At 64.7% G+C, this 20,076-nt stretch carries 24 protein-coding genes; 7 read left to right on the forward strand and 17 right to left on the reverse strand.

Translation table 11 applies throughout. The features are described from left to right. The first annotated feature begins 21 nt into the window (after positions 1–21). The 5 genes from BPRO_RS19545 (at position 22) to otsA (ending at position 6,402) form a co-directional block, all read left to right on the forward strand. Complete coding sequence (locus tag BPRO_RS19545; protein WP_011484798.1) at positions 22–528, forward strand: hypothetical protein; 507 nt, start codon at positions 22–24, stop codon at positions 526–528. Between the two features lie 59 nt (positions 529–587). Next, positions 588–1,976: a multifunctional CCA addition/repair protein gene (locus tag BPRO_RS19550; RefSeq protein ID WP_011484799.1), complete on the forward strand. Its 1,389-nt coding sequence runs from the start codon at positions 588–590 to the stop codon at positions 1,974–1,976. 76 nt (positions 1,977–2,052) lie between these two features. After that, complete coding sequence (otsB, locus tag BPRO_RS19555; protein ID WP_011484800.1) at positions 2,053–2,835, forward strand: trehalose-phosphatase; 783 nt, start codon at positions 2,053–2,055, stop codon at positions 2,833–2,835. Further along, on the forward strand, positions 2,832–4,688 hold the full coding sequence (locus BPRO_RS19560) for a glycoside hydrolase family 15 protein (protein WP_011484801.1): 1,857 nt from the start codon (positions 2,832–2,834) through the stop codon (positions 4,686–4,688). Before otsB ends, BPRO_RS19560 begins: the two co-directional genes overlap by 4 nt. A gap of 331 nt (positions 4,689–5,019) precedes the next feature. After that, positions 5,020–6,402 carry an alpha,alpha-trehalose-phosphate synthase (UDP-forming) gene (gene otsA / locus BPRO_RS19565; protein ID WP_011484803.1) on the forward strand — a complete coding sequence of 461 codons (1,383 nt, stop codon included), beginning with the start codon at positions 5,020–5,022 and terminating at the stop codon, positions 6,400–6,402. 86 nt (positions 6,403–6,488) lie between these two features. Here the strand turns inward: otsA and BPRO_RS19570 are convergent, their stop codons facing one another. The 7 genes from BPRO_RS19570 to BPRO_RS19600 form a co-directional block, all read right to left on the reverse strand. Beyond that, positions 6,489–6,998, reverse strand: a complete 510-nt coding sequence (locus BPRO_RS19570; protein WP_011484804.1) for a thioesterase family protein — start codon at positions 6,996–6,998, stop codon at positions 6,489–6,491. Then, on the reverse strand, positions 6,995–7,678 hold the full coding sequence (locus tag BPRO_RS19575; RefSeq protein WP_011484805.1) for a TetR/AcrR family transcriptional regulator: 684 nt from the start codon (positions 7,676–7,678) through the stop codon (positions 6,995–6,997). Before BPRO_RS19575 ends, BPRO_RS19570 begins: the two co-directional genes overlap by 4 nt. Before the next feature lie 446 nt (positions 7,679–8,124). Further along, complete coding sequence (locus BPRO_RS19580) at positions 8,125–9,432, reverse strand: RNA polymerase sigma factor (protein WP_011484806.1); 1,308 nt, start codon at positions 9,430–9,432, stop codon at positions 8,125–8,127. Positions 9,433–9,459: 27 nt separating this feature from the next. Next, a complete protein-coding gene (locus tag BPRO_RS19585) occupies positions 9,460–9,882 on the reverse strand; it encodes a VOC family protein (protein ID WP_011484807.1) in 423 nt (140 codons plus the stop codon). Positions 9,883–9,962: 80 nt separating this feature from the next. Beyond that, a complete protein-coding gene (locus BPRO_RS19590; RefSeq protein ID WP_011484808.1) occupies positions 9,963–10,493 on the reverse strand; it encodes an SRPBCC family protein in 531 nt (176 codons plus the stop codon). A gap of 11 nt (positions 10,494–10,504) precedes the next feature. Next, positions 10,505–10,930, reverse strand: coding sequence for a YciI family protein (locus tag BPRO_RS19595; RefSeq protein ID WP_011484809.1), 426 nt, complete (start codon positions 10,928–10,930; stop codon positions 10,505–10,507). Positions 10,931–11,080: 150 nt separating this feature from the next. Continuing rightward, the gene (locus BPRO_RS19600) at positions 11,081–11,443 is read right to left on the reverse strand and encodes a YciI family protein (RefSeq protein WP_041388961.1); all 363 of its coding nucleotides are present in this window, start codon (positions 11,441–11,443) and stop codon (positions 11,081–11,083) included. 193 nt (positions 11,444–11,636) lie between these two features. On the opposite strand from BPRO_RS19600, the gene BPRO_RS19605 reads away from it, so the two are divergent. Continuing rightward, positions 11,637–11,990 (forward strand): carboxymuconolactone decarboxylase family protein, encoded by a 354-nt coding sequence (locus BPRO_RS19605; protein WP_011484811.1) that lies wholly within the window; start codon positions 11,637–11,639, stop codon positions 11,988–11,990. Between the two features lie 66 nt (positions 11,991–12,056). Here BPRO_RS19605 and BPRO_RS30170 read toward each other — a convergent pair whose 3' ends face one another. The 3 genes from BPRO_RS30170 to BPRO_RS19620 form a co-directional block, all read right to left on the reverse strand. Further along, positions 12,057–12,257: a hypothetical protein gene (locus BPRO_RS30170; RefSeq protein WP_041388962.1), complete on the reverse strand. Its 201-nt coding sequence runs from the start codon at positions 12,255–12,257 to the stop codon at positions 12,057–12,059. Between the two features lie 275 nt (positions 12,258–12,532). Further along, positions 12,533–12,844 (reverse strand): hypothetical protein, encoded by a 312-nt coding sequence (locus tag BPRO_RS19615; protein ID WP_011484812.1) that lies wholly within the window; start codon positions 12,842–12,844, stop codon positions 12,533–12,535. Between the two features lie 19 nt (positions 12,845–12,863). After that, positions 12,864–13,673 carry a class I SAM-dependent methyltransferase gene (locus tag BPRO_RS19620; protein ID WP_011484813.1) on the reverse strand — a complete coding sequence of 270 codons (810 nt, stop codon included), beginning with the start codon at positions 13,671–13,673 and terminating at the stop codon, positions 12,864–12,866. A 154-nt stretch (positions 13,674–13,827) separates the two neighbouring features. On the opposite strand from BPRO_RS19620, the gene BPRO_RS19625 reads away from it, so the two are divergent. Continuing rightward, the gene (locus tag BPRO_RS19625; RefSeq protein WP_011484814.1) at positions 13,828–14,043 is read left to right on the forward strand and encodes a hypothetical protein; all 216 of its coding nucleotides are present in this window, start codon (positions 13,828–13,830) and stop codon (positions 14,041–14,043) included. Here BPRO_RS19625 and BPRO_RS19630 read toward each other — a convergent pair. From BPRO_RS19630 to BPRO_RS19660, 7 genes are all read right to left on the reverse strand, one after another. Continuing rightward, entirely contained in the window at positions 14,018–14,845 is an 828-nt protein-coding gene (locus tag BPRO_RS19630) for an SDR family oxidoreductase (protein WP_011484815.1), read from the reverse strand. The genes BPRO_RS19625 and BPRO_RS19630 overlap by 26 nt on opposite strands. 118 nt (positions 14,846–14,963) lie before the next feature. After that, positions 14,964–15,728: an enoyl-CoA hydratase gene (locus BPRO_RS19635; protein WP_041390071.1), complete on the reverse strand. Its 765-nt coding sequence runs from the start codon at positions 15,726–15,728 to the stop codon at positions 14,964–14,966. A gap of 176 nt (positions 15,729–15,904) precedes the next feature. Further along, entirely contained in the window at positions 15,905–16,768 is an 864-nt protein-coding gene (locus tag BPRO_RS19640; RefSeq protein ID WP_041390072.1) for an acyl-CoA thioesterase, read from the reverse strand. A gap of 200 nt (positions 16,769–16,968) precedes the next feature. Continuing rightward, positions 16,969–18,249 carry an MFS transporter gene (locus BPRO_RS19645; RefSeq protein ID WP_011484818.1) on the reverse strand — a complete coding sequence of 427 codons (1,281 nt, stop codon included), beginning with the start codon at positions 18,247–18,249 and terminating at the stop codon, positions 16,969–16,971. 11 nt (positions 18,250–18,260) lie between these two features. Further along, entirely contained in the window at positions 18,261–19,016 is a 756-nt protein-coding gene (locus BPRO_RS19650) for an MBL fold metallo-hydrolase (RefSeq protein ID WP_011484819.1), read from the reverse strand. Between the two features lie 21 nt (positions 19,017–19,037). Further along, entirely contained in the window at positions 19,038–19,388 is a 351-nt protein-coding gene (locus tag BPRO_RS19655; protein ID WP_011484820.1) for a DsrE/DsrF/TusD sulfur relay family protein, read from the reverse strand. Positions 19,389–19,397: 9 nt separating this feature from the next. Next, complete coding sequence (locus BPRO_RS19660; protein ID WP_011484821.1) at positions 19,398–20,057, reverse strand: ArsR/SmtB family transcription factor; 660 nt, start codon at positions 20,055–20,057, stop codon at positions 19,398–19,400. Positions 20,058–20,076: the final 19 nt, after the last annotated feature.

Here is a 20,076-nt window from a genome sequence, read left to right on the forward strand (position 1 = left end):
ACTTCAAGCGGGGGGTTCATCATGATTCGACTGGCCTGGTTGTTTTCAGCCGCAAGCGTGGCTGTTTTGGTCGCGGCCTGCGGCGGAGGCGATGGCGGCACGGCCGCACTGATATCTTCCGAGCCGATCGACAAATACGTTGGCAACTGGACCAACTGCCAGGCCACCGTCGTTAGCGGCGTCAATGTCTCCGCCCTGACGAGCTTCACGGCCACCAAGACTGACGCGACCCGCGGCTCCTTCACGACGACGGTCACCGTTTTCGCCATCACCAGCTGCACAGGTCTCAAGCTCGCGGATCCCGTCCCCGTCCCGCAACTCTCGGGAAACGTGGCCATCGACAGCGTGGGAACGGGGCCCTCCGGATCTGACAAGATCACCATCACGCCTTCGACCCTGCCGAGCTTCAAGGACCTCGCGCTGGTCACCGGCGGACAGTTGCAGTTTGGCGATGCAGGCAGCGCCAAGGACGCCCAGGGCTATCCCACGGCCCTGGACAGCAGCTTCATCCTGACCAAACAGCTGTGAACAGAAGAGCCACGCGGCCGCCCCTGCCGCGTGAGCCGGGCAAAGCCTACACTTCGGTCATGCAGATTTACATGGTCGGTGGTGCAGTGCGCGATGCCTTGATGGGCCTGGCGGTGCAGGACCACGACTGGGTGGTGGTGGGTGCGACACCGGAGGACCTGGTGGCCCAGGGCTATCAGCCGGTGGGCAAGGATTTTCCGGTGTTCTTGCACCCCGAAACCCGCGAGGAGTACGCGCTGGCCCGCACCGAGCGCAAGACCGCGCGCGGCTACCGCGGCTTTGTGGTGCATGCCGATCCCGGCGTCACGCTGGAGCAGGATCTGGCACGGCGCGATCTCACCATCAATGCCATCGCGGCTCCCGCCCGTTCGACAGGTGCTGCGGCTGGCGCTGCAGCCCGCCCCGGTGCCGCATTGAATACTGATTTTGACGCTGACTTTGACGCGCTGATCGACCCTTATGGCGGCCAGAAGGACATCCGGGACAAGGTCCTGCGCCACGTGACCGAGGCCTTCCGCGAAGACCCGGTGCGCATTCTCCGGCTGGCCCGCTTTGCCGCCCGATTTGCGGATTTTTCGGTGGCGCCCGAAACCCTGGCGCTGATGCGGGACATGGTGACCGAGGGCGAAGTCGATGCACTGGTCCCCGAACGCGTCTGGCAGGAGCTGGCCCGCGGACTGATGGAGGACAAGCCCTCGCGCCTCTTTGATGTGCTGCGCGACTGCGGCGCATTGCACAGGCTGCTGCCGGAAGTCGCCAGGCTCTGGGGCGTGCCGCAGCGCGCCGAGCACCACCCCGAAGTCGACACCGGCGTCCACCTGATGATGGTGATGGACATGGCAGCGCAGCTCCAGGCGTCCCTGCCCGTGCGCTTCGCCTGCCTGTGCCACGACCTGGGCAAGGGCACGACGCGGGCACCGGACGCTGGCATGTCCACGCCAGGCGAGCCTCCCCCGCCAGAGTTCTGGCGCGAGAAGATGGCGTCCGACCCCCAGCTGGGACGCCACATTGGCCATGAGGAGCGCAGTGCGCGCCTGCTCAAGGACGTATGCGAGCGCCTGCGCGTGCCGGTGGACTGCCGCGAGCTGGCCGATGTGGTGGCGCGCGAGCACGGCAACATTCACGGCAGTGCCGCATTCGGCGCGGCGGCCGTGGTGCGCCTGCTGGAGCGCTGCGACGCATTTCGCAAGCCCAGGCGCTTTGCCGAGGTGCTGCTGGCCTGCGAGTGCGATGCCCGTGGCCGTCTCGGGTACGAGCATTCGCCGTATCCCCAGCGCCCGCGGCTGCTGGAGGCCCTCGCCGCGGCCCAGTCTGTCGCCACGCACCAGGTGGCCGCCGACGCGCAGGCCGCCGGGCAGGATGGCAGGCAGATTGGCGAGCTGATTCACCAGGCCCGGGTGGCGGCCGTGGGCGAGATCCCCGGCTTTGCGGCGGGCTCCCCCGGCTGATCTTTCGACCGAAAATTGTGAAAAAGCGAAGCCGGCCTACAGCCATGTCGCACGTGTTTTGCTAAGGTGAATGCCGATGCAGCTTCTCACCCCATCCCCGCAAATGGGCTCACCCCGCCTGCCCCTGATCGGGCCGCAGACCGCACTTTTTCTCGACTTCGACGGCACACTGGCTGACTTGGCGCCGCAGCCCGGGGCCGTGCAGGTGACCGCAGGGTTGATTCCCACCCTGGCCCAGCTTGCGACCCGGCTCGGTGGCGCGCTGGCCATTGTGTCGGGGCGCACACTCACGGACCTGGACCGGTTTCTCGACCCCCTGCAACTGGCCGCCGCGGCCGAGCACGGAGCGCAGCGCCGCCAGGCAGATGGCCAGGTGGTCAGCGTGGCCGCCCCCGATTTGCAGGAGGTGGTGCGCCGAGCCGAGGCGCTGGCTGCACGCCATCCCGGCCTGTACCTCGAAATCAAGTCCGCGGCCGTCGCCCTGCACTACCGCCATGCCCCCGACCTCGAAACGCTGGCGTTGCAGGTCATGCGGGAAGCGGCCAACAGCACACCGGGCGCAGAATTGCTGCAGGGCAAGTATGTCTTTGAAATCAAACCGGCCGGCGTCAGCAAGGGCACGGCCATTGAGGCTTTCATGGGAGAAATGCCGTTTGTGGGTCGCCTGCCCCTGTTCGCCGGCGACGACGTGACCGATGAAGCCGGGTTCTCCGTGGTGCAGTTCCTCGGCGGCCAAGGCATCAAGGTTGGCGAAGGCGCCACCCTGGCCAGGCACCGGTGCGCGGCGCCGGCCGCACTGCGGCAGTGGCTGCAGGCTGCCAGCCAGAATTCGGGCCACTGGCGCGGGATCAGCCCATGACGGCCCCGAACGACTCCGCGCGCTTTGTGCCGCCCGCTGAACCCTCGCTCGCGATGGGCGTGATCGGCAACTGCGCGTTCAGCGCGCTGATTGACATCCGCGGGCGCATTGTCTGGTGCTGCCTGCCGCGCTTTGACGGCGACCCGGTGTTCAATGCGCTGCTGCAGCCCGGTACCGGCAGGATCGACGGCGCCCATACCAATACCGATACGCAGCCCAGCGCTTTTTCCATTGAAATCGAGGATTTTGCCGAGTCCCGGCAATGGTATGAGCCCAATACCGCCGTGCTGCATACCCAGCTGTTTGACAAAAGCGGCCAGGGTATTGAGATCACCGACTTCGCGCCGCGCTTTTTCAGCCGCTCACGTTTTTTCCGGCCCATGACGCTGGTGCGGCGCGTGCGCCCCCTCTCCGGCGCGCCCCGCATTCGCGTCTCGCTGGATGTCCGTTTTGACTGGGGCCGGCGTGCACCGCTGATCACCCAGGGCAGCAACCACCTGCGTTATGTGGGCGATGCGCTGACGCTGCGGCTGAACACCGACGCGCCGCTGTCGCACCTGCTGGCCCGGCAGCCCTTCGTGCTGACCCGCGAGCACAACTTTCTGCTGGGTGCCGACGAGTCGCTGGCCGAGGGCATTGCCGACACGGCGCGCCTGTTTGAACAGGAGACCGTCTCGTATTGGAAAAAATGGAGCCAGCGCCTGCACATCCCGCTGGAATGGCAGGAAGCCGTGATACGCGCCGCGATCACGCTCAAGCTGTCCCTCTTTGAAGACACCGGCGCCATCGTGGCGGCCATGACCACCAGCATTCCCGAGGCGCCCGGCAGCCAGCGCAACTGGGACTACCGTTTTTGCTGGCTGCGCGATGCTTTCTTTGTGGTGCGCGCCCTCAACAGCCTGTCGGAGGTCGGCACCATGGAAGACTACCTGCGCTGGCTCAGCAACGTGGTGGTGCAGGCCAACGGCGGGCACATCCAGCCGCTGTACGGCATTGGCCTGGAGCGCGAGCTGCCGGAGTCCGTGATGGACCATCTGGGCGGCTACCGCGGCATGGGGCCGGTGCGCGTGGGCAACCAGGCGCAGGAGCACTTCCAGCATGACGTGTATGGCAATGTAGTGCTGGGTGCGGCGCAGGCCTTTCACGACCACCGGCTGCTGCACCGCGCCGGCCTGGCCGAGTTCCAGCGGCTCGAAGCAGTGGGCGAGCAGGCCGCTCGCACCTATGACCAGCCCGACGCCGGCATGTGGGAGCTGCGCACCCGTGCCCGGGTCCACACCTCGTCGGCCCTGATGTGCTGGGCGGCCTGCGACCGGCTGGCCAAGATCGCCCTGGTGCTTCACCTTCCCGAGCGTGCAGCCTACTGGCAGGACCATGCACAGCGCATGCAGGAGAACATTTTGCGGAAGGCCTGGAGCGAGGAACGCCAGGCCTTTGCCGAGAGCTTTGGCGGCCGCGACCTGGACGCCAGTGTGCTGCTGATGATTGAAGTGGGCTTCATCGACCCGAAGGATCCGCGCTTCATTGCCACCGTCGACGCGCTGGAAACCCATTTGTGCGACGGCCCCTACATGCGCCGCTACGAAGCGCCCGATGATTTCGGCAAACCCGAGACCGCCTTCAACATCTGCACCTTCTGGCGCATTGATGCGCTGGCGCGCATAGGGCGCAAGGCGCAGGCGCGCGAGATTTTTGAGACCATGCTGGCCGCGCGCAACCACGTAGGCCTGCTCTCCGAAGACACGCACCCGGCCAGCGGCGAGATGTGGGGCAACTTTCCGCAAACCTATTCCATGGTGGGCATCATCAACGCGGCGGTCCGGCTTTCGGCGCCTTGGGAATCGCAGATATGAGGTACACCCCCGTCGGCGGCTCACTGCGTGTAGCCCCTTCCCCCCTTGCAGGGGGCGGCGCCTGCGGCCCGGCGAAGCCGGTTCCGCGGCCCCTGCTGGCCGGCGAAGCCGGGCTCGCAGGCCCTGCTGAGCGTAGCAAGATCACTTCATCGATGAACACCATTTTTCCGCCGGGCCGCCCCAAGGAAAAAACGGCCCCCGAGGGGCTGGAGCCTGCGGCTCCGAAGCTGCTTGAGCAGGTTGGGACAGGCGACAGAGGCGAAGCGTCTGGCGAGCCGCGGCCTGCAAGGCCTCGTGCAGTACACGAAGTGACAAGCGTGGGGGCCATGTCATGAGCCGGCTGGTTGTGGTGTCCAACCGCGTGGCGGATCCGCGCAAGACGGCGGCCGGCGGCCTGGCTGTGGCGCTGGGCGATGCGCTCAATGCCACGGGCGGCATGTGGTTTGGCTGGAGCGGCACCGTCATCGAAGGCGGTGCCCCGGGCGAAGGCGAGCTGCATGTGCAGCAGGCGGGCAACGTCAAGCTGGCCACCGTGGATTTGTCCGCCGAAGACCATGCCGGCTATTACCTGGGCTACAGCAATGGCGTGCTCTGGCCGGTGTTTCACTACCGGATCGACCTGGCGCGCTTTGACGCCGGCAACATCCGCGCCTATCGCCGCGTCAACCAGCTGTTTGCGCGCAAGCTGATGACGCAGCTGCGGCCGGACGACATCATCTGGGTGCATGACTACCACCTGATTCCGCTGGCGGCCGAGCTGCGCGCCATGGGCGCCACCCAGCGCATCGGATTTTTCCTGCACATTCCCCTGCCGCCGCAGCAGGTGCTGGCGGCCATTCCCCAACACGAATGGCTGATGCGGGCCATGTTTGCCTACGACCTGTTGGGCTTTCAGAGCGAGGCCGACCTGCAAAACTTTTCGCACTATGTGCAGGCCGAGGCCGGCGCCGAGGACCTGGGCGACAACCGGTTTCGCGCCTTCAACCGCACCGTGCGCGCCGGCGCCTTCCCGATTGGCATTGACGTGGACGAATTCGCCGCGCTCACCCATGCCAAGGAGGGGCACGACATGTATGAACGCATGAAGGACGAATACTCGCGCCGCAAATTGCTGCTGGGCGTGGAACGCCTGGACTATTCAAAAGGCCTGCCCCAGCGCCTGCGCGCATTCAAGAGCCTGCTTGAAAAATACCCGGAAAACATCCGCAGCGCCACGCTGATCCAGATCGCCTCACCGAGCCGCGAAGACATGGGCACGTACACCGACTTGCTGCAAGAGCTCGAGAGCCTGTGCGGCGCCATCAACGGCGACTTTGGCGAGCTGGACTGGATGCCGGTGCGCTACATGCACCGCAACGTGGCGCGCAAACGCCTGCCCGGTCTCTACCGCGTGGCGCGCGTGGCGCTGGTGACGCCGCTGCGCGACGGAATGAACCTGGTGGCCAAGGAGTTCATTGCCGCGCAGGACCCGGCCGATCCGGGTGTGCTGGTGCTGTCACGCTTTGCCGGCGCCGCCGAGCAGCTGAAGGAAGCCCTGCTGGTGAACCCGTACGACACGGACGGCACGGCAGACACCATCCAGCACGCCCTGCAGATGTCGCTGCAGGAGCGGCAGGGACGGCACCAGAGGCTGCTGAAAAATATCCGGGAGCAGGATGTGCACTGGTGGCGCAAGACATTCCTGGACACGCTGCGCGACGCCGGAAGTGACTAGCCTTTTGACGAACCTTTTGACTGGCCTCTTGACGGGCCATTTTCAGGGACACACCGCCGCTTGCAGCAGAAACCGAAGCAGAAAATTCAGGACACGATATAGGCGGCCGCAGCGCTGGAAAAAAGCGTTCCGTCCGCCCCCAGAAACTCCATGCGCGTATTGGCCACCCGCGACCCCAGGCGCAACACTTCGGCCCGCAGTTCAAAGTAGTCGCTGATGCCCGGGCGCAAATAGTCCACCCGCAGGTCAATCGTGCCCAGCCTGGAAAATCGGTGCAGCCGCTGCAGCGGAGCTTCGTCCATGTGGCGCGCCCCGATCGCCGCCATCACGGCGAGCCCGCCCATGGCATCCAGGCTGGCGCTGATCACGCCGCCGTGAATGCGGTTGTAGGCGTAGTGGCCCACCAGTTCGTGCCGCATGTCAATGCGTGCCGTGACGCGCTCGGCCTTGAGCGACGTGATCTTCAGGCCCAGCACCCGGTTGAAAACAATTTTCTCTTCAAACATGCTTGTCAGGCCGGTGATGAACTCTTCCTCAAATTCGAAAACTGAAGGCTTGGGGTGGGGTGAAGATCGGGTCATGGTATTGATGGTCATGCAGTGACTTTTCGGGCCCGCATCGGGGCGTGCAGAAACAGTGCCAGGGCCGCGTCGGTCAGGTCATCCAGCGACGCGTCTTTTTTTGCGTCAAACCACTGGACCGACCAGTTCAGCGCACCGAAGATCAACAGGCGCGCCAGCGTCACCGGCCCGTGGAGCCGGCCCTGTTCGGCCAGGGCCTCGAGCACCGGCTCCCAGTTCGACTCATAGTCGCTTCGCAGCCGGGCGATGGACGCACGCTGCCGCGCCGTGAGGGAGCGTGACTCGTACAGCATCACCGGAATGAAGTCACTGCCGGGCCCCAGCAGCACATCGAAGTGGTTGCGGATCAGCACGCGCAGCAAGGAAGACGCATCGAACTTTGATTGGCTGGCAGACTGCAGGGCCGCGGTCTGCCGGTCCAGGGCCGAACGCATGCCCTGCTCCATCACCGCGTGAAGCAGTGCCCCCTTGCTCTTGAAGTGATAAAAGGGCGAGCCGCTGTGCATGCCCACCGCGGCCGCGATGTCGCGGGTGCTGGCGCCGTCAAATCCCTTGCGGCGAAACAGCTTCGCCGCGGCGCTGACCAGCTCCATGCGGCGGTTGCCGTCGTCGCGTTCGCCCAGCGTCTTGCGCGGCCGGCCGCGCGGGCGCCGGGCCGTGTTGCCGCCGGCTTGAAAGGGGGTGACTGCGTCCATGGTTCAGCACCATACCAAAACGCCTTATTTTTAACAAGCAAATGCTTGGTAAAAATAAGGAGGGCAACGGCCGAGGTCGCGCTTCCCTCGGACAGCCCCGCACGGGCTGAGGTGCCTGTCCTGAGCCTGTCGAAGGGGTCGAAGCCCCATTTGGCCTGCGCCCCAACCCCTCGACCCTCGACCCTCGACAAGCTCAGGACAGGCCGAGCTCAGGGCGAACGGTAATACGGACTTGTCGCAATTTATGAAACTCTCGATAACTGACCGGCATTTGGCTTGGCACCGCCTACCCGGCTGGCCGTACCCAAGGCCAGGGCCTGTTCACCCTGAATCGTAATGACCAGAACCTTGACTTGTCATGGCGGGCCTGACCCGCAATCCATGGATCCCGGATCAAGTCCGGGATGACAAACCAGGGGCAAGGGCTTAACTGAACCGTATTGCGGCTAGTCCGGCGGGCGCTCCCGCTCCTGCCTCGCCGGGTCGCGCGCGCGTTCGAGCAGCAGCTCCCGCTCCCGCAGGTTGCCGGCCAGCTGCGCCGCCCGCTCGAATTCGGCGCGCGCCTCGTCCATGCGGCCCAGCTTGGCCAGCAGATCCCCGCGCACACCGGGCAGCCACTGATAAGCCTGCAGCGACGGCTCCTGGCGCAGCGTGTCAATGATCTCCAGCCCGGCCGCGGGCCCGAACGCCATGCTGACGGCGACTGCCCGGTTCAGCTCCACCACCGGCGAGGGCGCGGTCTGCGCCAACGCGTCGTACAGCGCGGCAATGCGCGTCCAGTCGGTCTCCGCCGCCGTGGGGGCCCGCGCATGGCAGGCCGCAATCGATGCCTGCAGCGCATACGTGCCGAGCGGATGGCCGCGTGCGCCGCACAGCGCCTCGGCATGCGCGAGCGCGGCCAGGCCTCTGCGGATCAGCAGGCGGTCCCAGCGGCCACGGTCCTGCTGCGCCAGCAGCACGGGGCGGCCCGATGCGTCGACGCGTGCGGCGGCGCGGGAGGCCTGCAGTTCCATCAGCGCGACCAAGCCCTGCACTTCGGATTCGTCGGGCGCCAGCTCCGCCAGCATGCGGCCCAGGCGCAGGGCCTCGTCGGTGAGCGCCGGCCGCATCCAGTCCTCGCCCGCGGTGGCGGTGTAGCCCTCGTTGAAAACCAGGTAAACCACCTCGAGCACCGAGGCCAGCCGTTCGGCCAGTGCGTCGCCGACCGGCACCTCGAAAGGCACGCGCGCCTCCCCCAGCGTGCGCTTGGCGCGAACGATGCGCTGAGCGATCGTCGGCTCGGCCACCAGGAAGGCGCGGGCTATCTCGTGGGTCGTCAGGCCGCCCAGCAGCCTCAGCGTCAGCGCCACCCGCGCTTCAGTCGAGAGCACGGGGTGGCAGGCGGTGAAGATCAGCCGCAGCAGGTCGTCGCCGATCTGGTTGGCCCGGGCGGCGTCGAGCCCATCGACAAAGTCAGGCACGACCAGCGCCTCCTGCGCCTCCAGGTCATGGCCGATCTGCGCCAGCTTGCTGTCGAGCAGCTTGTGGCGGCGCAGGTGGTCAAGCGCCCGGTTCTTTGCGGTGGTCATCAGCCAGGCGCCCGGGTTATGGGGCACGCCCTCGGTGGGCCAATGCTCCAGCGCCGCCACCAGGGCGTCCTGCGCCAGCTCCTCGGCCAGGCCGATGTCACGCACCATGCGCAGGACAGCGGCTACGATCTTGGCAGACTCGATGCGCCAGACCGCGGCAATCGCCTGGTGCGTGCCTGAATGCATGGGCAAGCGTCCTCGGGCCCCGCCCGTTCAGGCCTGCTGGGGCGTAGCCGGGGCTGCGGCCATGTCCATGTACGCCAGCTCCCAGATGTGGCCATCCAGGTCCTCGAAGCCGTGGCCGTACATGAAGCCGTGGTCCTGCGGCGCGTTAGGCACGGTGGCGCCGGCGGTGCGCGCCTTGGCCACGAGTTCATCCACCTCGGCGCGGCTCTCGCACGACAGGCACACCAGCACCTCGGTACTCCTGGTAGTGTCGGCCACCGCCTTCTTGGTGAAGGTCTTGAAGAAGCTCTCGACCAGCAGCATCACGTAGATGCTGCCGTCCGCCACAACCATGCAGGCGCCCTGCTCGTTGGTGAACTGCGGGTTGAAGCTGAAACCGAGTTTGCCGAAGAACGCCTTCGAGCGTTCCATGTCCTTGATGGGGAGGTTGACGTAAATCTGGCGGCTCATGAGGTACTCCTTGGAATAAGCAATGAATGAATGAATCTGAAAACCGGGTTAAAACCGGATGAAAAAGAAGCCTGCGCCCCTCAGGCGCGCTCGGCCCGGGCCTTGAGGTTGGCGAGACCTGCTTCGAAGTCGCGGCCTATCATGCGGTCCATGTTGAGGAACACGCCCACCAGCCTGGCCACGAAAGGACTCGGGCCGTGCATGGCCCAGGTGACCTCCGTGGCATCGCCGCGCGGCGCCAGACTGAACTCGACGACGTTGTGCCCTTCAAAGGGTTCGAGCATGTCCAGCTTCATCGTGACCTTGCCGGGTGGCGAGGACTCGACGATCTCGATGCTGCCTTTGCCGACGTCCTTGTTGCCCTGGAAGTCGTAGCCCGCCCCGGGGCCGCTGGCCGGGCCGCGGTAGCTGCCCTTGATGGCCGGGTCTTTCTTCTCGTAGGGGTTCCAGGTGTTGAACTGCCGCAGGTCGTTGATGAGCGGGTACAGCGTGTCGGGCGCGGCCTTGATGCTGGCGCTGCGCTGCACGCGGAAGGTGTCGGGCCGGGTGGCGGCAAAGATCAGCAGCGCGCCAATGGCGGCGACGGCGATGAGGGCCAGGGTCTTGATCATGGCGCGCCCCCTCACTTCTGGCTGGGTGTGTTCATTTTGCGGAAGCGCTCGACCGACTCGCTGGGGGAAAAGTCGTCCAGCTCATAAAGCTGGCGCACCTCAATCACGGCCGGCGCGTTCTCGCCCACGGGGTTGGGAAAACGGCGCGACCACTCCAGCGCCTCTTCGCGCGAGCGCACCTGGATCGTGGTGAAGCCGGCAATGAGCTCCTTGCTTTCGGCGAACGGGCCGTCGACCACGGTCCGCTTCTGGCCGTCGTAGTGGATGCGCCAGCCCTTGCGGCTGGGCTGCAGGCCGCTGGCGTCCAGCAGCACGCCCGCCTTCGACAGCTGCTCGTGGTAGTCAGCCATGGCGGCCATCAGCTTTTCGTCCGGCGACTGGGGCGTGGTCTCGGCCTCGAACTCGGGGTTGGATTTGACGATGATCATGAATCGCATGGGATTCTCCTTTGCATTGAGATTTGAAGCCGGAGACCGAAAGGTCTGCAAATGGCGGCTTCTACTCCCACGACGAACGAGGCGCTGCGAAATCGACAGTTTTCGCCAGATATCTATTAGGTAAAAACCCTAGTCGCCATCAACAAGGAATCAAACCGCATCTTCGTAACAGGGTCCGACGCCGCGAACCTCAACGGTGCACCACTCGGCCGCCGGACATTGTTCCGCGATCGCGATGGCTTCGGCCCGGGTCTTGCAATCGACCAGGAAGAAGCCGCCGACCATTTCCTTGGCTTCGGCGAAGGGGCCGTCCAGCAACTGGGGCCGCCCCTCGCGCACCTTGACGCGGACGGCGTTGGCCTGCGAGTTCAGGGACTCGACGGCAAGCAGTTGGCCCCGCGCGCGCAGCTCATCCGCAAACCCGAGCATGCGCTCATAGACGGCATGGCCCTCGGCCTCGGTACGCGAAAGCCGTTGGCCGAGCGGCTCCATGATCAGCAGCATGTAGGGCATGGCGATTCTTCTATTTTTCCAATGGCGGGGGTGGCCGCAGGGTTGGGCGAGCGTCGCCGCCATCATAGCTGTGGCATGGCCCGGGCGCAGCCCGTTGTACACGACATGATCCACGCATGATCCGCGTCAACACACCCGCAACGATGTCACCTGATACTTGAAAAGGTAGCAAAACACGGAAGGAAAGCCATCCATGAGCACATTTGACCATGTGGGCCTGATACAGGATATCAATGAAGGCCTCGGGCAGTTTCGCAAGGCGCAACCCGAGGCGATGCAGGGGTTTGGGCAGCTCTCGCGAGCCGCGATGTCGGAGGGCACCCTCAGCGCCAGGCACAAGGAGCTGATGGCCCTGGCGATTGGAGTGACCCAGCACTGCTCGGGCTGCATCGCTTTTCATGTGAAAGCCCTGCACAAACTGGGCTGCACCCGCGCCGAGCTGGAGGAAACGCTGGCCGTGTGCGTGTACATGGGCGGTGGTCCGGCCCTGATGTACACGGCCGAGGCCCTCAAAGCCTGGGAGGCCATGGCGCCAGATCTCACCTGAAAACCTGAGCCGTCCGCTGCGCCCGCTGCTCAAGCGGCGCACCGAGCGCGGGCCGTCCACCGATCTTCAGTCCACAAAAAAATCCGGAATGAAATCTTTCGTTCCCGGCGTCACCGAATATTTTTCCAGGTCGGTGATGCCGTGCGCGGCCAGCAGTTCGTCGTCAATATAAAAATTTCCGGTGTTCGCACTCGGGCTGGTCAGGATCAGGCAGGCGGCGTCAGACAGGCAGACAGGCCTGAGAGAGTGAGAGTTTTTCGATTTCACTCCCTCTCCCTCTGGGAGAGGGCGGGGGTGAGGGCCGGTGAGTGGCCACAACACTGGAGCACAGCCCCTCACCCCAACCCTCTCCCCAAAGGGGCGAGGGAGGAAATGCCATCGCTTCGAAAAACCCTCGGCCTCTGAGTGCACAGGCAGGGGCCGCGCGCATCGACGCCGCTCATCAGGTCGCAGCGCTTCATCGGCATGCGTTCGGTGTCGGTGAGGCTGATGACGCGCGAGCAGCCACCCGACCCGCGCGCCAGACCGTGATGTCCGCGACGTCACAGCACCCGATATATCTCCCAGCGGCTGGTTCCGGACACCACGAAGGGTTCGAGGTCCTTGCTCCACTGCTTGTGCTCGGGAATCGAAGCTATCTTGTCCCAGGCCCGGCTCAATTCGGCGAGGTCCTCGATCAGATGTTCCGACTGGATCGTGGCTTCCAGCGCGCCGACCGAGCCGGTCAGCAGGCGCGTCTTGTCGGCGGAAAAACCGGCCTGGGGACCAATCTCCCGCAGCCAGCGCTGCATCAGGTCCACCGCATTCTGCTTGTAGCCGAACTTCGCATCAATGCTCCAGCGTGCAATCATCATGGCTCATCTCCTTTCAGGATTACTTTCTCACACCCACCGTCACCCAGTATTCGCGCGGCACGCAGATGCCCAGTTCCGTCGCGAAACTGTCGTGGAAGGCGATAAAGTCGCGCCGCAGCTGCGCGCGCCGGCTTTCGTCGAGGCTCGCGGCCAGGGCCTTGGTCGGACCGTAGCCTGTAGAAAAGGTCTGCCAGGCGGATTCCCCGGAGGGCTCGCGATAGTAGGAAACGCCCTTCTCGAACTTGAGGTCGAAGTCGCGCGCCAGCAGTTCGCGAATGCGCTCCGTGCGGCCCCACTCGAAAGGCGAAGGCGGCGCCGGGTCCGGGGGCGCGGCCATGTAGGGCTTCATGACCTGGAACATCCTGGCCACGTTGCTGTCGTTCAGCCAGGTCGTCAACGCAATGCGCCCGCTATGGCGAGTGACGCGCGCCAGTTCGGCTGCGGCCGCTTCCGGCCGGCTGGCAAACATGACGCCACAGGTCGAGATGACGGCGTCGAACGCGCCATCGGCGAACGGGAGGCTTTCGGCGTCGCCGATGCGGTAGTCGATGGCAAGCCCTTCGGCTTCGGCCCGGGCCTTGGCGGCGGCCACCAGTTCCGAGGCGATGTCCACGCCGGTCACCCGCGCGCCACGCCGCGCGACCACGCGCGAGGTCCAGCCGGTGCCCGTGGCCAGGTCGAGAATGCTCTCGCCGGGCTTCGGGTCCAGCCGCAGCACGCAATGGTCGATGGAGTCGCTGATGCCACGGCTGATCTGGTCATAGTCCAGTCCGCCCGAACTCCAGACGGCCGCCGGGCGCTGGTTATGCGTTTGAATCGCTATGTCCATGGAAAGGTCTCCGCTTTCTCGCTGGTGTTTTTGTCCCGCCGCGCCATGGAGCTTCGCGAGAATGGAAGCACCCAAGGCGACGAACAGAGGCGGCAAAGAGTCAGACTAGGCCGCGCAGGGCCACTTGTCAAGGAGCAGCCTTATCCAACGCGGTATGAGCCTGGGCGGTGGATTTGGATCGATCACGTTTCACAAGGTGATCGACATGGGCGAGACCCGTCTGCAAACAATTTCCCGGTTCCAGGCCTTCCTGGCCGGCACGCTGGAGGTGCGCTTTTGCGTGCACGACAACGATGACACGCCTCAAAGCGAGCTTTTCAACAGAATTGGCCGTTTTCTGATGCTCAATCCACGAAGAAATCCGGAATGAAGTCTTTCGTTCCCGGGGTCACCGAATATTTTTCCAGGTCGGTGATGCCGTGTGCGGCCAGCAGTTCGTCGTCAATATAAAAATTGCCGGTGTTCGAACTCGGGCTGGTCAGGATCAGGTAGGCAGCGTCAGACAGGATCTCGGGCGTTCGGCAGCGCTTCACGTCCACCCCGGGCAGCATCTGCAGCGCGGCGGTGGCAATGGCGGTGCGCGGCCACAGGCTGTTGACGGCGATGCCGTACTTCCCGAACTCGCCCGCATGCCCCAGCGTGCACATGCTCATGCCGTACTTGGCCATGGTGTAGGCCGTGTGGTGCTCAAACCAGTGCGGCTTCATCGACAGCGGCGGCGACATCGTCAGCACATGCGGGTTGCGCCCGGCCTGCGCGGATTTTTTCAGCTCGGCCAGGCAGGCCTGCGTGCACAGGTAGGTGCCGCGCGCATTGACGCCGTTCATCAGGTCGTAGCGCTTCATCGGCGTGTGCTCGGTGTCGGTGAGGCTGATGGCGCTGGCGTTGTTGACCAGGATGTCGATGCCGCCAAAAGTCTCCACGGCCTTGACCACGGCGACTCTCACGGCGTCTTCGTCGCGGATGTCCACAGCCAGCGCCAGCGCCTGGCCGCCAGAGGCCCGGATTTCTTCGGCGGCGCTGTAGATGGTGCCGGGCAGCTTGGGGTTGGCATCGGTGGTCTTGGCCACGATGACCACATTGGCGCCGTCGGCGGCGGCCCGGTTGCCGATGGCCAGCCCGATGCCGCGCGAGGCACCGGTGATGAAGAGGGTCTTGCCTTTGAGATTCATGAACGTCTCCTGTTTTAACTTGCTATATGTTTGATAGCTCACCACCCCATATCGACAGCGGAGACCGGCCTTTGTTCTTGCTTTGTTCTTGATAAGGCCCCGAGCCCGTACCGCCGCCTCACACTTTTGAGAAGTCCGGCTTGCGTTTCTCCATGAAAGCGCCAAACGCCTCACGCGCGGCCGGCTCGCCGAGCATGCGGCCGAAGCTGGCGCCCTCTTCGGCCATGCGTTCGGCCACGATGTTGGAATTGCCTTTTTTCATCAGGCGCTTGGTTTCCATCAGCGCGCTGAGCGGCTTGGCAGCCAGCTTGAGCGCCTGCCGCTGCGCCAGCGCATTGGCCTCGGCAGGCGGCACGATGCGGTTGACCAGGCCAAGCTCCAGCGCGGTTTCCGCCATGAAGGGCTCCCCCAGCAGCAGGGCCTCGGCCGCACGCGGGTAGCCCATCAGCTGCGGCACCAGAAAGCTCGACGCCGCCTCCGGGCACAGGCCCAGGTTGACAAAGGGCATGGAAAACGCGGCGTTGTCGCCGGCATACACCAGGTCGCAGTGCAGCAGCAGCGTGGTGCCTATACCGACGGCCGGGCCGCATACCGCGGCCACCAGGGGCTTGGGAAAGCTGCTGATACCGCGCAGGAAACGAAACACCGGCGCATCGGGCGTGGACGGCGGCTTGTTCAAAAAGTCGCCAATGTCGTTGCCCGCCGAGAAAATGGTTTCATGCCCCTGGATCACCACGGCGCGCACGGCGCTGTCGTGGTGGGCGGCCTCCAGCGCGTCGGCCAGGGCGGCATACATCGCGGAAGTGATGGAGTTTTTCTTGTCCAGGCGGTTCAGCGTGATGGTCATCACGCCCGCTTCGACATGGCTGAGGATCTCGGGAATGGCGCCGGTGGGCGTGCTGGAAGATGTGCTGGAAGATGTGCTGGAAGATGATGGGTTCATGATGATTTCAGGGTTGGGGTGCCAGATGAGTGAAGCCCATGGCGATGCCGAAAATATAGTCCTGTAGTCTTATGGTCCGGGCTATGCCGGTCCAGTTTATCCCTTGTGATTCCAGTTTATTCCTTGTAGTACACCATCTGGCTGCTGGTCGCCAGCAGGGCGCCCGCCTGATTCCAGACCTGCACGGTTTGGTCAAAAAAGCCGTTGCGGAAGTTCTGGCCCCGCGCCTGGCCCAGCAAATGCCCCTCGCCGCTTTGCGCCAGCTGCCGGCTGTCTGCATGGAAGTACACCGTGATCGACACCGTACCGGCCGGCACCCGGGTCGCGCGGCGCAGCCAGACGCGGGGGTAAAACGCATCGGCCATGGCCGTCAGCGCGAGAAAGTCCAGCGGGCGCGGCGGCTCGTCGCGTACCCAGAGCTGCGTCAGGCTGCCCCCTTCACCGCCCTCTTCACCGCCTTTTTCTCCGCCTTGGCAGCTGCCATCCCAGACCTCTGGAATCATGCCGCGCGCCACGCGGATGTCGTAGCGGCGGGTCCACTCGGACGAGCCGAACCGCAGCCGAGGCAAGGTATCTAAAAACCCGACAGCGGGCATGGGCGTGTCGTTCGCGCTCCAGGTTTCGCGCCGCGCGGCCGTCACCGCCGTCGCCGTCATCACCACCGCCTCCGCGCCAGACGCATCGGCCTGCAGCAGCTCCACCGTCCAGTGCTGCGTCGAGCGGTTGGTGCGCACGGGTGTGGCCGTGATGCTGAACGGCCCTTCAGCCATGGCACTGGCGTAGTTCACGGTCAGGGCTATCGGCTCGCCCAGCAGGGACGGATGCCGCAAGATCGCCTGCAAGGCCGTCGCCGCGGTGGTGCCGCCAAACGGGCCCACCATGTTCCAGTAAGCCGGGCTGCTGGCGCCCAGCCAGGTGTCGGGCCGGTCACTGCCGGCGGCTTCCAGCCGGAGGGCCTGGTCAAAAGGGTGTTTATTCATGACCCAATAGTGTGAAGCAGGAAATTGGCGAAGGCAGTCGTCTGCGCGACGCCGGGCTTTGTTTTTTGTCATTGATGCTCGTCTGCACGCCTGGGCAATGGCAGCTTTGGGGCGGCGGATACGGCCAAACGGCGCGAGCACATGGTGAGCGACTTCGGGATCACGGGATGCCCCCGGGTTGGAAGTGAGATTTGGGCGAATCAGTGCGCGGGGTTAAGCCGGGGGTGAGTCTCTTCGCCCCAGTGGTAAAGCACAGCACCGGACAGCAGCATGGCCACGGCGACGAACCAGAAAGCGCTCTCTATGCGTCCGCCCAGGGCTGCGGCTGCACCCAGGCCCAAGGCGCCAATGCCGTAACCCAGGTCGCGCCAGAAGCGATAGATGCCGATGGCAGATGCCCGCCAGGTGGGGTGGGCGATGTCGGCCACCGCCGCACTGAGGTTCGGGTACAGCATCGCCATGCCCAGTCCCGCAATCGCGGCCGAGGCGATCCACCACGCCGAGCCGTGGCCTAGCGGCAGCAGCGCGACACCGGCGCCGCACAACCACATACCCCAGACGTTCAGGCGGTGTCGGCCGACCCGGTCGGACAGCTTGCCGGTGAAGAATTGCGCCCCGCCCCAAGTGAAGCCGTAGACACCGACTATCCAGCCGATGCCGGTCAGGCTGACCCCTTGCTGGTGCAGATAAACCGGCCAGAACGCCCAGACCAGTGCATCGACGAACTTCTCGACCATGCCCGCCTGGCACAGCGCTGCCATGCGGCGGTCACGCCAACTCATGAGGACAAACATTTCCCGAGTTGTCGGTCGTTCGCTGATGCCCGTCGGGTAGCGCGGCCGGAGAGTTTGCGCCGAGGGTGCTGCAGCGTGGCGCTTGACATCGGCATGGGCCCAGGGCAGCGTCTCCACCACGCCCATCCAGGCCAGTAGCGTGGCCAGACCGATAACGGCAGCCCCAAACCACAGCAGACCTTCGCGCGGGCCCAGCAGCGAGGCGGCATAGCCTGTCACCACACCGGCAATGGCGACACCGACATAACCAGCAAACTCGTTGAGTCCGATAACCAGTCCGCGCTGGTCCGCGCGGGTGATGTCGAGTTTGGACGTCTGAGTCATTGACCAGGTCAGGCCCTGGTTGACACCCAGCAGGATGGTCGCCATGACAATCCAGCTCCACGAAGTGGCGAAGTAGACGAGCAGCGGAATCGGTAGCGCCACCAACCAGCCCACCAGCAACACTTGCCGGCGACCAATGCGTTCGGCCAGACGACCGGCGACGAAGTTCATTGCGCCCTTGACGAATCCGAAGGCGACGACGAAGGCGACCAGCAACATGAAGGAGCCGCGCGGCACGCCAAACTCCGTTTCGGCCAGCGCCGGGACGACGTTACGCATCATCCCTATGGTCATGCCCACGAGCAGTACCTGCAGCAGTTGCTGCAGGACTTGGGTCAGATTGGCGCGGATGCCGTATTTCATCTGCGGTCAGCTCAGGCGTGCGCCGGCTCCGGTGCCCTGCCATGCAGGTTGGCCTCTACGATGCGGGCCATGTCCTGAGGCTGCGGCGGAATGTCGGCCGTGAGCGCCTTGACGAATGCTTCGCGAGACATCGAGAGCATGGGGTTGAAGCGCCTCTCAAAACCGATGGTCGATGAGGGCTTGCCAGACAGGCCGACACCGCAGGCGCTGCCGGCCTGGTGACCAGGAAAGATTTCGAGGTCGGCAGGCAGGGTCAGCAGCTTGGCATGCAAGGTATCGTGCAGTTGACCCGCCATCTCCCGCTCGCGGCCCGCCAAATCCGGTCGTCCTGCGGCGCCAACGAACAAGGTGTCGCCGGTGATGACGAACCAGGGCTCGTCGCCCCGGCGCAGGTCTCGTACCAGCAGACAGATGCTGTCTGGCGTGTGCCCCGGGGTATGCAGAATGTCGACCACCACGTTGCCAGCCTCGAGGCGCTGGCCGTCCTTGACGGGCGCGAATTCGAACATGACCCGTCCCTTGTTGCTCTCGTGCAGGTAATACGGCGCGCCGACCCGCCGTGCCAGCGCGGGGCCACCCGAGTAGTGGTCGGCATGAACATGGGTGTCGATGACGTGAGCAATCCTGACGCCTGCCTTCTCGGCCTCGGCGATGAACCAGTCCTCGTCGCCAGCGACCACGTCAACGGCTACCGCCTTTGCCAGGCTCGCGCATCCAAAGAAATAAGAGAGGGTGGCGCTCTCCGCCGCTCGTTGTCTAAAGAACATGTCTGTCTCCTGAATCCTGAATCAGAACACCAGGACCTTGTCGGCCCAGGTAGTCCATTGGGTGAGTTCGTCCAGGCTGCTGCGATGCGAGCCCTGGATGAGGTCGTCGACGCTGATGCCGCGTGCATCCATGCAGGTTCCGCAGACGCCGATGACGCCCGCGTGGCTCACCACCGAACCGAGCATCACTTCAAGGTTGTAGAAGCCGGTGGGTACCTTCTGGAGACGGTGCGCAGTGGGTACGGCGTCACCGATAAGGAAGACGCGAACCTCGTTGCCTGGCTGCCTGGCCAGTGCACCGGCCAGGCGCGCCCCGTTGTAAGTACGTTCACTACCGTAAGGGGCGTCGTTCAGGATGAGCAATGTGTTCATGCGAAAGCCTCACGTTGCTTGCTCGACAGGCAGGCCACGGGCGCGCCACTCGGCCACACCGTCGGTCAGGTGGAAGGCGCGGTAGCCTTTTTTGCGCAGCAGCTCGACCGCATCCTTGGCCATCAGGCAGAAAGGGCCGCGGCAGTATGCGACGATGGGCACATCTTTCGGGAGCTCATTCAGCCGCTTCTTGAGTTCGTCCACCGGCAAGGACCTGGCGCGCGGCAAGTGTGCGCTGGTGAATTCCACCGCTGGCCGTACGTCCAGGACGAGGACCTCACCGGCCTTGGCTTTCTTCATGATGTCAGCTCGGTCCACGCCCTCCAGTTCATCGCCGTGCTCGACGATGGACGCCAACGCAACCTGCAGCTCGACCAAACGCTCCTCGGCCTCGGAGCGCAGGTTCACCCAGAGGTCGGCCACGCTGGTGCTGGCCAGGCGATACAGGACGTACTTGCCTTCCTTGCGCGTCTCTACGAGTCGCGCCAGACGCAACTCCCTTAAATGGGCGCTGGCGAGCTTGACGCTGATTTCAGCCTGCGTCGCGAGCATTTCGACAGCCTTCTCGCCCTGGCAGAGCAACTCGATAAGCTCCAGACGCTTGGGGCTGGCAACGGCCTTTCCTATGCGCGCGACTTGCTCGTAAAGATGGTCTTTGATTTGTCTCATACAAACACTCTAACGTTTA

The sequence above is a fragment of the Polaromonas sp. JS666 genome (genome assembly GCF_000013865.1).
Taxonomy (GTDB): Bacteria; Pseudomonadota; Gammaproteobacteria; order Burkholderiales; family Burkholderiaceae_C; genus Polaromonas.

What these genes read in the sequence shown, in the direction of transcription:
- BPRO_RS19545 (WP_011484798.1), top strand. Translation starts at nt 22, where the DNA reads ATGATTCGACTGGCCTGGTTGTTTTCAGCCGCAAGCGTGGCTGTTTTG.
- BPRO_RS19550 (WP_011484799.1), top strand. Translation starts at nt 588, where the DNA reads ATGCAGATTTACATGGTCGGTGGTGCAGTGCGCGATGCCTTGATGGGC.
- otsB (WP_011484800.1), top strand. Translation starts at nt 2,053, where the DNA reads ATGCAGCTTCTCACCCCATCCCCGCAAATGGGCTCACCCCGCCTGCCC.
- BPRO_RS19560 (WP_011484801.1), top strand. Translation starts at nt 2,832, where the DNA reads ATGACGGCCCCGAACGACTCCGCGCGCTTTGTGCCGCCCGCTGAACCC.
- otsA (WP_011484803.1), top strand. Translation starts at nt 5,020, where the DNA reads ATGAGCCGGCTGGTTGTGGTGTCCAACCGCGTGGCGGATCCGCGCAAG.
- BPRO_RS19570 (WP_011484804.1), bottom strand. Translation starts at nt 6,998, where the DNA reads ATGACCATCAATACCATGACCCGATCTTCACCCCACCCCAAGCCTTCA.
- BPRO_RS19575 (WP_011484805.1), bottom strand. Translation starts at nt 7,678, where the DNA reads ATGGACGCAGTCACCCCCTTTCAAGCCGGCGGCAACACGGCCCGGCGC.
- BPRO_RS19580 (WP_011484806.1), bottom strand. Translation starts at nt 9,432, where the DNA reads ATGCATTCAGGCACGCACCAGGCGATTGCCGCGGTCTGGCGCATCGAG.
- BPRO_RS19585 (WP_011484807.1), bottom strand. Translation starts at nt 9,882, where the DNA reads ATGAGCCGCCAGATTTACGTCAACCTCCCCATCAAGGACATGGAACGC.
- BPRO_RS19590 (WP_011484808.1), bottom strand. Translation starts at nt 10,493, where the DNA reads ATGATCAAGACCCTGGCCCTCATCGCCGTCGCCGCCATTGGCGCGCTG.
- BPRO_RS19595 (WP_011484809.1), bottom strand. Translation starts at nt 10,930, where the DNA reads ATGCGATTCATGATCATCGTCAAATCCAACCCCGAGTTCGAGGCCGAG.
- BPRO_RS19600 (WP_041388961.1), bottom strand. Translation starts at nt 11,443, where the DNA reads ATGCCCTACATGCTGCTGATCATGGAGCCGCTCGGCCAACGGCTTTCG.
- BPRO_RS19605 (WP_011484811.1), top strand. Translation starts at nt 11,637, where the DNA reads ATGAGCACATTTGACCATGTGGGCCTGATACAGGATATCAATGAAGGC.
- BPRO_RS19615 (WP_011484812.1), bottom strand. Translation starts at nt 12,844, where the DNA reads ATGATGATTGCACGCTGGAGCATTGATGCGAAGTTCGGCTACAAGCAG.
- BPRO_RS19620 (WP_011484813.1), bottom strand. Translation starts at nt 13,673, where the DNA reads ATGGACATAGCGATTCAAACGCATAACCAGCGCCCGGCGGCCGTCTGG.
- BPRO_RS19625 (WP_011484814.1), top strand. Translation starts at nt 13,828, where the DNA reads ATGAGCCTGGGCGGTGGATTTGGATCGATCACGTTTCACAAGGTGATC.
- BPRO_RS19630 (WP_011484815.1), bottom strand. Translation starts at nt 14,845, where the DNA reads ATGAATCTCAAAGGCAAGACCCTCTTCATCACCGGTGCCTCGCGCGGC.
- BPRO_RS19640 (WP_041390072.1), bottom strand. Translation starts at nt 16,768, where the DNA reads ATGAATAAACACCCTTTTGACCAGGCCCTCCGGCTGGAAGCCGCCGGC.
- BPRO_RS19645 (WP_011484818.1), bottom strand. Translation starts at nt 18,249, where the DNA reads ATGAAATACGGCATCCGCGCCAATCTGACCCAAGTCCTGCAGCAACTG.
- BPRO_RS19650 (WP_011484819.1), bottom strand. Translation starts at nt 19,016, where the DNA reads ATGTTCTTTAGACAACGAGCGGCGGAGAGCGCCACCCTCTCTTATTTC.
- BPRO_RS19655 (WP_011484820.1), bottom strand. Translation starts at nt 19,388, where the DNA reads ATGAACACATTGCTCATCCTGAACGACGCCCCTTACGGTAGTGAACGT.
- BPRO_RS19660 (WP_011484821.1), bottom strand. Translation starts at nt 20,057, where the DNA reads ATGAGACAAATCAAAGACCATCTTTACGAGCAAGTCGCGCGCATAGGA.